Genomic DNA, 14,321 nt, shown 5'->3' on the forward strand with positions numbered 1-14,321 from the left:
TTTACGGCCCCATATAGGATATATCTATGTCAAAACTTTCAACTTTATTTCTATTAATTATTTTCATAGGTATTTCAAACCCTTCCTTAAGCCAGGTGATCCGTAACCTTTCGGAGGTTTCGATCGATGCACTGTCTGATAACCAGCTCAGGCAGTTGCTCGGCCAGGCGCAGCTTACCGATCTGCCATCGGCGCAAATTCTTAAAACAGCTGCTGATAACGGGCTTCCCCCTGCGGAACAGGCTAAGCTCGCCAAGCGGCTGGCGGCGATGCGTCGCGTAAGCACAATGCCTGATACCGTTGTATCGAGGCAGGTAAATAACGCCGATACCACCGATACGCGTTCCGTTCAGGCGCCTGCCACGCTTCCCATATTCGGTGCCAACCTGTTCAACGGTAGTAGCCTCACCTTCGAGCCTAACCTGCGTTTGGCTACGCCGGCTAATTATGTATTGGGGCCTGATGATCAGCTGAACATAAATATTTCGGGCAAGTCTGTAGCTAATTGGAAGCTAACGGTGAGTCCTGAAGGCACGATCAACATTCCGGATGTGGGTATCGCCAGCGTCGCCGGGAAGACGGTGGAAGGCGCCACCTCGCTCATTCGGGCTAAACTCAATGCCTTTAATTACAATCTTGGCAACGGGTCGGAGCTCAATATCACTTTAGGAAATATCAGGAGTATTAAGATACTGCTGGTTGGCGAGATCGTAAAGCCGGGAACTTACACGCTTCCCTCACTCGCTACTATATTTAATGCCCTATATGCGTCCGGCGGACCGGGGCCGAACGGATCACTAAGGGAAATCGAACTGATCAGGAACAACCGGGTGATCAAACACCTGGATGTATACGATTTCCTGTTGAACGGCTCGCAGGCAGATAACCTGATGTTAAAAGACCAGGATATCGTAAGGGTGCCCACTTACAAGGTGCGGGTGGAGATAACCGGTGAGATTAAAACGCCGGCGAAGTTCGAGATATTGCCCGGCGAAACCCTGAAGGACGTGGTGCGGTTTGCCGGCGGATTCACCAATGAGGCCTATATCGACAAGATTGGCACGATACAGATCATTGGCCAGGAACGGCAGCTGGTGGATGTTACCGAGGCCGATTATGCAAATTATATACCGCTGCGCGGAGATAAATTCGTAGTAGACCGGATACTCGACCGCTTTAAAAACAGGGTAACCATAAACGGTGCGGTCTTCAGGCCGGGCAGCTACGCACTCGATAAAGGATTTACGCTGCGCCAGCTGATCACTAAAGCTTCCGGGTTAAGAGAAGGCGCTTTTGCGAGCAGGGGATTTATTAAAAGATTAAAGCCGGATAATACGGTTGAACTAGTGCCCTTCAGTCCGCAGGGGATCATAAGCAGAACTACAGCCGACATTGTACTGCAACGCGAAGATGAGGTTACTATTCCCAACATCACCGACCTCAGGGATGAATACCATGTTACTATTAACGGTCAGGTAAGGAAGCCCGGACAGTTTCTTTACGCAGACAGCATGACGGTAGAAGACCTGATCATTATTGCCGGTGGATTTACCGAGAGTGCGAGTCCTAACCGGATCGCGGTAGCCCGGCGGATAAATAACGCCGACCCGACCGTTAAGAATAGCGACGTAGCGCAGGTTGAGATTATAAGCACGGATATAACGCTGGGCATGAGCAACCGGAACTTTGTGCTTAAGCCCTTCGATATCGTTAACGTTTATACCTCGCCCGGCTTTGAGAAACAGCGAAGCGTGTCTGTTGAAGGGGAAGTACTATACCCGGGGACTTATATAATCCAAAAAAACAATGAGCGCATCTCCGACCTGGTGAAACGGGCGGGCGGATTAACAGCTGCAGCCAACGTAGAGGGCGGTGCCCTCCTCAGGCAAAGCTTCGTACTTGCCGGTGATGCTGAGAAAGGCGTCCGTGAGGCTAATATTCCGGCATCTGGTGAAATCAAAAACGAGTTCGTCGGCATCAGTCTTGGGAAAATCTTGTCGGACCCGGCCTCCGTTACCAACATTATCCTGGAGGACGGAGATATCCTGAGAATTCCGAAAGAGCAAAAAGTGGTACATGTAAACGGCGCGGTATTGCAGAACAGCGCGGTGGTGTATGAAGCGTCCAAGAGCTTTAAACAATATATATTAAATGCCGGCGGATACTCCTCAAATGCGTTGAAAAAGAAAGCATACGTGGTATATCCAAACGGCACCCTGGAGGGAACGCGTCGTTTCCTGTTCTTTAACTTTCACCCGGATGTAGACCCTGGCAGCACCATTTTCGTACCCGAAAAGCCCGTTCGCAAAGGTTTGTCGACCACTGAGCTCATCGGTATCGGCGGAACGCTCATATCTATGGCCGCCATCATCTTAAGCGTATTTAAATAATGACAGCCCCACAGCCTGATGAAGTTTTCATCAAAGACAATTTACAGAGGGCCAGGAAGCTATGGCGGTATTTACTGACCAGGTGGCTGCTGATTACGATTATTTGCGGGCTCTGTGCCGCGCTCTCCCTGATCTATGCCATCTACCGAAAACCGGTCTATACAGCTGAATGCACGTTTGTGCTGGAAGAAAAAGGCAAAAGCGCGGCAGGACTCGGGCAATATTCAGCGCTGGCCTCGCTTGCCGGGCTGGATGCGGGAAGCAGCGGGCTTTTTGAAGGAGACAACATCTTTGAGCTTTATAAATCACGTTTAATGCTTACCAAAACCCTGCTAAGCCGGGAAGCATATTCCGGGCAAAACCAGTTGCTTATTGAAAAGTACCTGGAGATCACCCATATCAGGGATTCGTGGAAGAATAACCCGGGGTTGAAAAACATCCGTTTCGATATCCCGCGCGAACAATTCACTGTGGTGCACGACAGCGTGATTAAATTCATCGTAAAGGACTTGAACAAAAACCTGCTGACTGTAGATAAACGGGATAAAAAACTCGGCCTGATCAGCGTAAAGATGAGGGCGACGGATCAGAAATTCGCTAAGGCTTTTACTGATCAGATCGTACAAAATGTAAATTCCTTTTACATCCAGACCAAAAATAAAGGTAATCTGACCAATGTCAGTTTACTGCAGCGGCAAACTGACAGCATCCGCAGGATACTGAACTTCTCATTAGGCGCGGCGGCCGCAGCAACGGATGCCACACCGAATCCTAACCCGAACCTGCAGGTTCTGCGTGTACCTGCGCAAAAAAAATCGATCGATATCCAGTCGAACTCCGCTATGTATGCTGAGGTTGTAAAGAACCTGGAAGTGGCAAAAGCGACGCTTCAGCGCGAAACCCCGTTAATACAGGTAATTGACGAGCCGTTATTGCCTCTTGATTCCGACGCCATCAGCAAACGGAGCGCCGTGGTAACGGGCGCGTTTATCGGTTTCGTTATCAGTATGATCATTGTGGGCATGAGCTTGATTTCGAAGTACTTAAAAAGAATGTCCTCGCGCCATGATTAAGAATATAGCCTGGGATTTCATTGGAAAAGTTTCCGTGCAGTTTATCGGGCTGGCCATTACTATTGTTCTTACCCGGTTGCTTTCTCCCGCAGAATTTGGAATTATGGGTATGGCAATGGCGGTTATCCTGGTGGCACATATCTTCCTTGACCTTGGGTTCAACCGGGCGATTATCCAATATAAAGAAATTACTGAAACGCAGTATTCCACTATATTCCTGCTAAACGCGGGAGCCGCGCTGCTGCTCACCATCGCATGCTTTTTCGCGGCTGATCCATTATCCAGGTTTTATGAGCAGCCACTGATCAAGCCTGTTTTTCGCTTATTATCTGTTAGCTTTCTTTTAAACGGATTGAACCTGGTGCCAGCATCTTTGCTGTATAAAAAGCTGATGCTTAGATTAAACGGCCTGATCGCATTGATCTCCACGGTAATTTCGGGCATTATCGGCATATGCATGGCGTTTAACGGTTACGGCGTATGGAGCCTGGTGACGCAATCGTTAATAAACTCCGCTTTACTCCTGGTCTTAAATTTCATTTGCGCTGGCTGGTATCCGTCGTTTTCATTCAGCCTTTCGTCGATCAGGCCGCTTTGGCAATATGGAAGCAGGCTGTTCGCGTCAGGTTTGCTGGACAACGTGTATATGCGCCTGGATACCTTTATCATCGGCAAGCTTTTTACAGTAAGTACACTCGGTTATTACAGCCGCGCACAAAGCCTGGATGGTTTTATCCGGCAGTTTTCGGTTAACAGCATCATGAGTGCGCTGTTTCCTTACATCGCCCGTCACCAGGATGACCGGAATTTTCTAAGCGTCCTGTATATCAAATACCTGCATATTATCTGTTTCGTATCTATCGCCCTCAGCGGAACGCTCTTCCTCATTTCCAAGTACTTGTTCCTGCTCCTCTTTACCGCTAAATGGCAATATTCCGCAGAATTGTTCCAGCTTATGTGTGTCATAGGCTTTGCATGGCCGGTAAGCAGCCTCATGTGCAATATTATTGCGGGGGTAGGAAATTCGGCGGCCTTCCTTAAGCTGGAAGTTCTCAAAAAGATCATCGTACTGCCTGTTTACCTGTTCGGGTTTGTTTTCGGTCTCAAAATCTTCATCTTTTGCTTTATCGGGGCCACGGTAGTGGCGGTAACCCTGAATGCCTTTTTCGTGAGCAGGGAGATTGCCGTAAAGGTCGTCGACCAGCTTAAGATCGTCATGTCATACCTGGTCGCGGGTGCTTCGGCTGTGGTACTTTCTTTTTATTTATATGCGGCTACAGGCTTCACCAACAATGTCCTCAGCCTGGTTTCGTTAAGCCTGCTTTTTAATTCATTGTATCTCCTGGCGGCTTTCCTGTATAAGCTCGAAGCCTTCAAAAGCCTGGGAGTGCTTCTTAAAACATTCAATACATACCTTCATGATAAACGTTACAAAAACATTCCTGCCGCCCTTTGAGCAGTATACCGAAACATTAAAACGGGCCTGGGACAAAAGCTGGATCACCAATAATGGAGAGTTGGTTCTCGAGCTTGAACAAAAATTGAAAGATTACCTGGATGCCCGGAATTTTATCTTATGCGTTAACGGTACCGTAGTGCTGCAAATGGCCATTAAGGCGCTGAACCTCACGGGCGAAATAATCACCACACCGTTTTCGTACGTGGCCACCACCACTACTATTCTATGGGCCAACTGCACACCGGTATTTGTAGATATAGACCCGGGTACCTTTTGTATCGACGCAACAAAGATAGAAGCCGCTATAACTCCCAGAACACAGGCGATCATGGCGACACACGTATACGGGTATCCCTGCGACGTGGAGGCTATCGAAGCGCTGGCCAGCAAATATGGGCTTAAAGTGATTTATGACGCGGCACACGCTTTTGGCACGAAGATCAACGGTACTTCACTCCTGAATTATGGCGATGTGAGCACCTGCAGCTTCCACGCCACCAAGGTTTTCCACATGGGAGAAGGAGGCTGTATCGTATCCAACGACGATAAGCTGTCGAGACAGATGTATCTATACCGGCAATTCGGACATATAGGCGAAGAGTACTTCACCATCGGTATTAACGGCAAAGCCTCAGAGTTGCATGCCGCAATGGGGCTTTGTAATCTTGAATACGTCGGCGAAATCCTGGCCAAAAGAAAAGAAAAATGGCTCTTTTATTATGAAATGCTAAAAGGATCCGACGTTCAATTGCTGACTATCAGCAGCCACGTAGATTACAATTACGCTTACTTCCCGGTAGTATTTAAAACAGAAGCGGCGTTGCTGAAAGTGATCGCCGCGTTAAAAGACCAGGAGATTTTTCCGCGGAGATATTTCTACCCGTCGCTGAACCTGCTCGATTATGTCGAATATCAGTCCTGCCCGGTTGCGGAAAGTATAGCCAGGAACGTATTATGCCTGCCGCTTTACTTCGATCTGCTGGAAACTGAACAGCTGCAAATTACCGGGATCTTATTGCACGAGCTCAAAGAACCCGCACTATGCAATTAGGTATCATGCAACCCTATTTTTTTCCTTACCTGGGATATTATAGCCTGATAAAGCATACCGATGCGTGGATCATTTTTGACTCCGTACAATATATACGACATGGGTGGATAGAAAGGAACAGGGTCTTAAAACCTGCCGAAGGGTGGCAATACATTAGCGTACCGCTGGAGAAACATGGTCGCGATATCCTTATCCGCGATGTGAAAATAAGGGAAGAAGATTGGCGCGACAGGATTACCAGGCAGCTTGCACATTATAAAAAATCACCTTATTTCGAGCCGGTGATGGCGTTAGTGAAACAATGCTTCGACATAGATACGAACGATATCACCAGTTTAAATGCGCATATCCTCGAGCACACCTGCAGGTATCTCGGGATCAGCTTCAACTACCAGGTCTTTAGCCGTATGAACCTCAGGATAGGCGAGGTGAACGATGCCGGCGATTGGGCGCTGCAGATTTCCAAAGCGTTTGGTGCATCAGGTTACGTGAACCCGCCCGGTGGCGCCGGGCTTTTTGACAGCGAAAAGTTTAAAGCGGCGGCGATCGACTTAAAATTCCTCAACATCAACTTAAACGACTATTCACAGCGGCGTAAAACGTTCGAGCCGGGGCTTTCCATCATCGATGTGATGATGTTTAACAGCAAAGAGGATATTAACATTATGCTGGATGATTTCCAAATCACAACAGGATGAAAGAAATAGGCGGTTATTTTGAACTGGAGCTGGGCAAAACCGGAAACCGCTATCATACCACTCCCTACAGGCTTAAAAGCGGCCGGGCATCATTGGCGTTCGTATTGGGGATCCTGCGACCGGTAAATGTATATGTGCCTTATTATACCTGCGATGCGCTGCTGGAGCCGCTCATCGCCGCCGGCATCCCGTATACATTTTATCACATAAACGGCGACCTTGAAATTACCTCTTTGCCGGTATTACAGCCCGGTGAGCTGATCATCTATATCAATTACTACGACATCAAAAGAGCGTATGCCGAGGTGCTGTCAGGCATCTACGGCGACAGGCTGATCGTTGATTGTACGCAATCCTATTTTCTTAAGGGTAACGGCAAAGCATGGTTTTTCAACTCAACCAGGAAATTTTTCGGCGTACCGGACGGTTCCGATCTGTATGTGCCCCGGGGATACGAGTTGGATGAAGCGTTTGCACGTCTTCCGGTAAATACAAACTATGTAACAGGTCACCTCGTTGCAAGGTTGAAAGGCGACACCCGTACGGGCTACCAGTTTTTCAAGGAGAATGAGCTACTCTGCGGCATCGGGGTAGGCAGGATGTCCACCCTTACCGAAGGATTATTGTCGTCGGTAGATTTCGTAGCGGCAATAGAAACCCGCAGAAAGAACTTTAATTATCTGCATCAGCATTTTGGCGCCACCAACCTGCTTCCGATCGACTTAACCGCAGTATCGTCATTTTATCCCTATCTCCTCGGAAGGCAAATAGATAAAAAGACGCTTTGGGAAAATAACTTCTATATACCGGTACTCTGGGCCGATTGCTTAAGCCGGCAAACAGGGGATGTATTTGATACCGAGCGAAAAATTGCCTCAAACCTGCTCCCGGTGCCGGTAGATCATCGCTATACCGCCGCCGATCTCGAACCCGTTCAACAGTATATTTTAAACAATTGCCTATATGAATCAAATTAAGTTTCGACCGTTACGGATGGAGGATGCGTGGTTTATAAACAACTTACGCCAGCAGGAAGATGTAGAACGAATGATAGGCGGTGTTATACGCCCGGTATCTTACGAGCGTGACCTGAAATGGGTAGAAGATCTCATTATGAAAGACCACCAGCACATGATTTATTTTGCCATCACGCCGGGCTCCTCAGACGATATAATAGGCTACACGTCTATATCGGAGATCGATTACCGGAACGGGACTTGTTTTTGGAGCGGAATTAAAGTTGATCCCGGCCAGGCCGGCAGAGGCGTTGGTACGGAAGTAGCGTTAAAAGTGCTGAAATATGTTTTCGAAGAACTGCGAATGGTGCGTTGTAAGGCCGAATGCCTGGAAAATCATCAAGCCGCACTAAACATGATGCTGAAAGTAGGTTACCGGCAGGAAGGGTTGATGAGAAAAACGGTCTATAAAAATGGCGCACACAACAACCAATGGCTGCTGAGCGTGATCTCAAGCGAATATGAAGAGATCAGGAGTAAATTTTCGTTATGAAACAACAAATTACCAACGTAAAGATCTCCGGCACCGGCTCATACCTGCCTGAAACTATTTTAACGAATAAAGATCTCGAAAAAAATGCTTCAACTAACGATGCATGGATCGTGAAGAATATTGGGGTACAGGAGCGAAGAGTGGTAACCAGCGAGGTAACAAGCGACCTGGCCGCCCGGGCTGCGTTAAACGCCCTCGAATCGGCCTCTTTAACGGCGATGGATATCGACCTGATCATCGTGGCCACGTCCACTCCCGACAGGCTGGCGCCATCGACAGCGTGTATCGTACAGGATAAGATCGGTGCTTACAACGCAGTGGCGTTCGACCTGGCCGCCGTCTGTTCCGGGTTTCTGTTCGCTTACTCAACGGCGGCGCAATTCATCTCCAACGGGATTTATCGCCATGTTTTGGTGATCGGGGCCGATACCTTTTCAAAGATCACCGACTGGACGAGGCGGGATTGTATATTCTTCGGAGACGGTGCCGGTGCAATAGTGCTTTCAAAAAATGATCACGATAACGGCATCCTAAGCTTCCGGTTATATTCAGACGGCCGGGGAAAGGATAACTTTACGATCCCCGGTGGCGGTTCCGAGTATCCGATGAGCCAGCAAAACCTTGATGAGGGACGACGTTACTTCCAGATGAACGGCCAGGAAGTGTTCAATACCGCCGTTGACGTTCTTCCAAAAGCCATCAATGAGGTACTTAATGATACCGGTTTCTCCATAAAAGACATCCGTATGCTGGTACCTCATCAGCCTAATATCAACATCCTGAAGAAAACCGCCGGGAAACTGGATTTGCCTTTTGAAAAAGTAATGGTCAACCTCCACCGGTATGCCAACACTTCAGGAGGCACCATACCGATCGTGCTCGACGAAACTTACCGGGCGGGCAAGATCGCTCCCGGCGACCTGATCTTATTTGCGGCGGTAGGTTCGGGCTGGACCTGGGGCGCTGCCTTATTAAAATGGATTTAAAGTAACACTATGTATATTATCACCGGCGCATCGAGGGGAATAGGAAAGTTCCTGCTGCAGCATTACCTGGGCCAGGGGGAAGAAGTGATCGGATTCTACAATAACACGCTGCCAGATCAGCATAACGGCTGCTATTATAAGGTAGATATTACACATCCCGCGGAAGTGACCGCCTTTTTTGCCGGGCACAAGGACCGCCTGAAGAATATCAGGGTGATTAACGCGGCCGGCATTGCATACAGTGCATTTGCACACAAGGCAGATATCACGAAATGGAAAGAGGTAATAGACACCAACCTGGTAGGCCTGTTTAACGTGATAAGCGGCGTGCTGCCATTTATGCGGGAAGAAAATTACGGACGGATCGTGAATTTTTCGTCGGTAGTCGCACTCCAGGGAGTGATGGGGACCAGCGCCTATGCGGCGTCTAAGGCCGCTTTATCGGGATTGAGTAAGTCGCTTGCCGTAGAGAACGGTATGAAGAATATCACTATAAATAATATAAATCTCGGGTATTTCAATATCGGGATGATAGAACAGGTCCCCCAGGATAAATTGTCGCAGATCATTGAAAAAATTCCCGCAAACCGCTTGGGCGATCCTGTCGATATACTTTCGACCGTCGATTATATGATCAGGACGTCTTACCTGAACGGCTCGTCGATAGACCTGAACGGGGGCTTATTTTAATACCAACTATCATGTCAAAAACTGGCCAGGTAAAACCGATGGTATCCGTATGGATGGTAACGTATAATCATGCGAAGTTCATCAGGAAGGCGCTTGAGAGTATCGTAATGCAAAAAACTGATTTTGCGCTGGAAGTAATTATAGGCGATGATTGCTCTACCGACGGCACCCAGGATGTGATCAGGGAATTCGAGCGTGATTACCCGGATATTTTTAAACCTGTTTATCATCAAAAGAACGTAGGGGCATACCGCAATGCCTATGAATTTTGTTACCCGCTGTTAACAGGTAAATACATCGCTTGCCTGGAGGGCGACGATTACTGGGATGATGAAAATAAGCTGCAGATGCAGGTAGATGCATTGGAGGCGGATTTGAATGCCACTATCTGCTTCACACAGGTTGCGGAATTCGATGAAAGCCGGCAGAAATATAACATGCATTGGTCCTTTAGTTTTAGGCCCCGCCGGATCTATACCATACTCGATATATTAGTCACCTTTAATATCGTTACCTGCACGCTGATGTTTAGAAACATCTACCCTGTTTTACCCTATAATCCGAATGATTTTCCGACAGGCGACGTTTCGTTATGCGCATTCCTGTTGTTGAAAGGCTATGCGATCCGGTTAAAAGAGATAACTGCCGTTTACCGGGTACATAGCGGCGGTACCTTTTCGTCGCAAACGCTGGAGAAGAAAAATATGGTTTTTCTAAAAATATTTGAGCGGCTATTAACTTACCCGCAATTTAAACTATACTCGCGGGCGCTCAAAAAACTGGCGTCAGACCGTGCGTACCAGGCGCTTTGTTTCGAGATCAAGAAGAGTGATCCGGATAAAGTAAATATTGAAAAAGCGTATGAATTCGCTTTGAAAAATGCACATTCGGAGAACATCTTCTACCCGCTGAAAACCATTCTCAGGAAGAACCTGTATTATTTAACCGGACAGAGCTTCGGCCGGCGCTTGTAGTTATTTATAAACGGGCTACATTTCGTAGTAGATCGCTTCCAGCTGCTTCAGGTTCGTCTCAAGGTTATGCACCGTCTTAACATACTGGTACCCTGCCTGACCGATGGTTTCTCTCAGTTCGCAATCATGGATCAGCAGTTCGATCTTTGTACAGAATTCCTCCCTGCTTAAACAGGCGAAGCCATTCTCGTTGTTCTGGATAACATCAGTATTGCCGTCGACCTTCGATACCACGCAGGGGATGCCTGACGCCATCGCTTCTAACAACGAAAACGGCAAGCCCTCGAATACGGAGGTGGTTACAAATATGTCTGTCTCCGTTAAAAAACGTTTGCTGGTAAGCGGGTCGCCCCAGGCTTCTATCCGTACCCTGTCTTCCAGTTTGTGTTCCCTTAAGTATTCGCGGATATCCTTTTCCTGGTGATCATGAATACCCGCACCCAGGATGGCAAAACGAAGCCAGGCATATTTTTTTGATAAAAAGCTGGCGATCTCCAGGAAAAGGAAGTGGTTCTTTTGGTGAGTGAGCCGGCCGATCATCCTGATCTCGGTGCAGCTGCTATAGCTTCGCACCAGGTTCCCGGCTGCCGGCGGGATGGCATTTAGAATGATGCGGACATTCTCTTTTTTATACCCTAGCTCATAAATGGCGCGGTTAGCTTCGGAATAGGATATGGCCAGGAGCATGGTCGTGTATTTTTTAACGGAAAGCTCCAGTAAGAAAAATATCGTTCTTTTAATGCCCGAAAAAGGGAGATATGAAAAAGCATGGGGCGTATAAATTACCTTCGAAGAAGTAAATCTCGCAGCCAGCCGGCCCAGGAATCCGCCTTTTGCACTATGTGTATGAATAATATCCGGTTTTTCTTTTTTTATGATCCCCACGATCCGTGCTAACAGCGATAAATTAGTGAATACGTTCGTGTCCCGTTCTAAATTAAGCGGGTAATAGGTTATCGCGCGTTCCGCGCAAAATTGCTGGAAAGATCCATCCTGCGGCGCAATAACGACAAATTCAAAAGCATGCGGATCGGCATAAGCTAATATGTGAGCGGTATAGGTCTTTACGCCTCCCGTTGCCTGTGTAATATGGAGGATCTTCTTCCTAGTCATCGCATTTCCTGATTAGTTCATATAGCCGGGCCGCGCTTTTCTCCCAATTGAACAACGCCGCCCGCTGGTATCCTTTACTTTTTAACTGCGCTCTTTTGGCTGCGTCGTGCATCGTGGTAAAGATCTTCTCCGCCATATCAGCCGGGTTGGCCGGATCGATATATTCGCAGTTATCGCCTAGTATTTCCGGCATGGACGAGGTTGCTGAGGCGATTACGGGGCAGCCCATGATCATAGCTTCCAGGGGAGGGATCCCGAAACCTTCGTAAAAAGACGGAAAAATGAATAAGGAGGCATTGGCGTACAGGTGTTTTATTTCTGCATCACTCATATAACCCAGGTACGTAACGTGGCTATGATCGGTAGCGGAGGCTTTCAGACCGCCCAGGGCTCCGCCTGCGATCAGCATATGAAAATCTAAAGCGTCGATTTTGCCGATGGCCTTATTTAACCCGGCGAAGTTCTTGTTCGCGCCTAAATTGCTTACCGCAAGACAGTAAGGCTTTAAGGCGGCAATTTTTTCCCTGAATTTATCGGAAACGTCGCCGAACCGGAGTATGTGCTCCGCACTGTTATAAATAACCTGGATTTTTTGTTTCCTGATACCTGCATACCTGGTGAGCTCGCTTTTAGAAAACTCTGAAACGGTGACGATCTGCCTGGAGATTTTGCCCAGCACGGGGATCATAACGTTGTACCATGCCCTGAATCCAAATGAAAAGAAGCCGGGATTAACCAGGCACGAAGCGTCATGGATCAATACGATCTGCTTTCTCTTTAGCAGCGGAGATGCCGAGCATAGGCTAACCAGCAGCTTACCTGCCGTATATAAAGGTAGCTCAAGCTGCTCCCATAAGTTGCCTTTTAGCCATCCTTTTTTCTGAACGATTATATGTTTCAGGCTGATCGGGCTTACGATTATCCCCGGGTAGATCAGGATAAACGAGAAATCGTTATTGCTGATTATTCCCTGGTCTATCAGGGAATCCAGCGCCTTAACCAGTTCATAGGCGCTCCGCTGTACGCCTGTAATGGCATGATTGAGGAATCTCCCGTTTATGAAGACCTTTGTTTTTGTTTTGCCGGTAACAGGAAATGAAGTGGTGTTCATAAGGATTGGGGTTGGTGCTCCCATTTAAACCTGTATAAATAAAGCAGGCTGACTAACGCTGCGGGTAAGGCATACATGCTTAGCTGGGCAAAGTTTACGAGGATGCCCACCACCGAGCCAAACGCGATAGTCGCTACCGTTCTGACCAGGATAGAGCTGTAGCGGGCAAACATGTCCTTCAGGATACGCAGGAAATACCCGCCGAGGAAACCGGTGAGCACACAAAAAGCGATCACACCCGGATAACCGAATGACACATATCCCCAGATAGGCAGGGGAAGACGAAGCCCCCCGGAGCCGATCTCGTTGATATCTTTACCTGGGTTGACCATAATAAGCGTATAAACGGCCGGGTTCCATTTATAATGCCCTGGCACCAAACCGCCGTACATGGTCCTGCCATAGGTCCACACGGGGTTCTCAGAAAAAAAGGTTAGAAAGTCAAGATGATCGGGGATGTCGGGAGTACCCGCCGTAATGATCTCCCAAATGTTCTTTTCGCCGTCGAAGCTCCGCACACCTACCAGGTAATAGAAAAACGAGCTTAATACAAATACGCCAACCAGTACTATCATCAGTATGGTGAAATGCAGCCTGCTTTTAAACGACATTACAATGGCGATGGCCACTACTATGCCCATAAAGGCGCCGCTGCGGGCGAGCGATGCCGCCATTAACGCCAGCGACGTTAATATCGCAAAAAAGAAGAACGTACTCCGGTATTTGTACCAAATGATACAGCTTATCGGCATGATAGGAGCGAGGATGAAAAAGGAGGTCCGGTAAAGAAAAGCGATCCTGATATAGGGTGCCTGGTATTGTCCCCTAAACAACTTTGCCGAAATCGGGTCTTCAGCGAACATGGGCACGTACCCCATCACGATGTAGCTGATAATCAGTCCCATGATCCCGGCAACCATTAAGCGGCCGGTGATCCTGATCACGCGCTGCTCGTAAAGCGCATTGTCCATTACATCAAATGAGAAACTGGTTTTAACGCCCCTTCCCACCAGGAAACCTGCGATTAAGCCAATTACATAGGCGGTAGCGCCAACGGTAAGGATAAGTGTATAAAGATTGACGATGCTGGCCGGGTATTTATCCTGTATCCCGAGGATGAGGGCTGGCACAATAATGGATACAAAGCTGCCGCCGACAGCCAGGTGCTGCATTACATTATAGCGGCTTGGCCATACGATATATCCGCTTAACGCGAATATGAGCAGTGTAATACAAATTAAAAAACTATTCAAAGTATAGGTATTAA

Annotated in this window: 13 protein-coding genes; 10 read left to right on the top strand and 3 right to left on the bottom strand. The window is 47.9% G+C overall.

Features of this window, described 5'->3' with window-relative positions:
• Positions 1-26 precede the first annotated feature (26 nt).
• Genes GS398_RS15395 through GS398_RS15440 form a run of 10 tightly spaced genes read left to right on the top strand, consistent with a single transcriptional unit; the run spans position 27 to position 10,830 of the window.
• A complete protein-coding gene (locus GS398_RS15395) occupies positions 27-2,390 on the top strand; it encodes a polysaccharide biosynthesis/export family protein (RefSeq protein ID WP_160907665.1) in 2,364 nt (787 codons plus the stop codon).
• The gene (locus tag GS398_RS15400) at positions 2,390-3,463 is read left to right on the top strand and encodes a Wzz/FepE/Etk N-terminal domain-containing protein (protein WP_160907666.1); all 1,074 of its coding nucleotides are present in this window, start codon (positions 2,390-2,392) and stop codon (positions 3,461-3,463) included. The genes GS398_RS15395 and GS398_RS15400 overlap by 1 nt, the downstream gene beginning before the upstream one ends.
• Positions 3,456-4,919 (top strand): lipopolysaccharide biosynthesis protein, encoded by a 1,464-nt coding sequence (locus GS398_RS15405; protein WP_160907667.1) that lies wholly within the window; start codon positions 3,456-3,458, stop codon positions 4,917-4,919. The genes GS398_RS15400 and GS398_RS15405 overlap by 8 nt, the downstream gene beginning before the upstream one ends.
• On the top strand, positions 4,882-5,973 hold the full coding sequence (locus GS398_RS15410) for a DegT/DnrJ/EryC1/StrS family aminotransferase (protein ID WP_160907668.1): 1,092 nt from the start codon (positions 4,882-4,884) through the stop codon (positions 5,971-5,973). The genes GS398_RS15405 and GS398_RS15410 overlap by 38 nt, the downstream gene beginning before the upstream one ends.
• 5 nt (positions 5,974-5,978) lie before the next feature.
• The gene (locus GS398_RS15415; RefSeq protein ID WP_202406085.1) at positions 5,979-6,671 is read left to right on the top strand and encodes a WbqC family protein; all 693 of its coding nucleotides are present in this window, start codon (positions 5,979-5,981) and stop codon (positions 6,669-6,671) included.
• Positions 6,668-7,648 (top strand): hypothetical protein, encoded by a 981-nt coding sequence (locus GS398_RS15420; protein WP_160907670.1) that lies wholly within the window; start codon positions 6,668-6,670, stop codon positions 7,646-7,648. The genes GS398_RS15415 and GS398_RS15420 overlap by 4 nt, the downstream gene beginning before the upstream one ends.
• Positions 7,635-8,180, top strand: a complete 546-nt coding sequence (locus tag GS398_RS15425) for a GNAT family N-acetyltransferase (RefSeq protein WP_160907671.1) — start codon at positions 7,635-7,637, stop codon at positions 8,178-8,180. The genes GS398_RS15420 and GS398_RS15425 overlap by 14 nt, the downstream gene beginning before the upstream one ends.
• Complete coding sequence (locus GS398_RS15430) at positions 8,177-9,166, top strand: beta-ketoacyl-ACP synthase III (protein ID WP_202406086.1); 990 nt, start codon at positions 8,177-8,179, stop codon at positions 9,164-9,166. Before GS398_RS15425 ends, GS398_RS15430 begins: the two co-directional genes overlap by 4 nt.
• A gap of 9 nt (positions 9,167-9,175) precedes the next feature.
• The gene (locus tag GS398_RS15435; RefSeq protein WP_160907672.1) at positions 9,176-9,856 is read left to right on the top strand and encodes an SDR family NAD(P)-dependent oxidoreductase; all 681 of its coding nucleotides are present in this window, start codon (positions 9,176-9,178) and stop codon (positions 9,854-9,856) included.
• Between the two features lie 11 nt (positions 9,857-9,867).
• Positions 9,868-10,830: a glycosyltransferase gene (locus GS398_RS15440; protein ID WP_160907673.1), complete on the top strand. Its 963-nt coding sequence runs from the start codon at positions 9,868-9,870 to the stop codon at positions 10,828-10,830.
• 15 nt (positions 10,831-10,845) lie between these two features.
• On the opposite strand, the gene GS398_RS15445 is transcribed toward GS398_RS15440, so the two are convergent.
• The 3 genes from GS398_RS15445 to GS398_RS15455 are packed head-to-tail and all read right to left on the bottom strand — an operon-like array spanning position 10,846 to position 14,307.
• Entirely contained in the window at positions 10,846-11,943 is a 1,098-nt protein-coding gene (locus GS398_RS15445) for a glycosyltransferase (protein WP_160907674.1), read from the bottom strand.
• Complete coding sequence (locus GS398_RS15450) at positions 11,936-13,054, bottom strand: glycosyltransferase family 4 protein (protein WP_160907675.1); 1,119 nt, start codon at positions 13,052-13,054, stop codon at positions 11,936-11,938. The genes GS398_RS15445 and GS398_RS15450 overlap by 8 nt, the downstream gene beginning before the upstream one ends.
• Positions 13,051-14,307, bottom strand: a complete 1,257-nt coding sequence (locus GS398_RS15455; protein WP_160907676.1) for an oligosaccharide repeat unit polymerase — start codon at positions 14,305-14,307, stop codon at positions 13,051-13,053. The genes GS398_RS15450 and GS398_RS15455 overlap by 4 nt, the downstream gene beginning before the upstream one ends.
• Positions 14,308-14,321: the final 14 nt, after the last annotated feature.

The organism is Hufsiella ginkgonis (genome assembly GCF_009834915.1).
Taxonomy (GTDB): domain Bacteria; phylum Bacteroidota; class Bacteroidia; order Sphingobacteriales; family Sphingobacteriaceae; genus Hufsiella; species Hufsiella ginkgonis.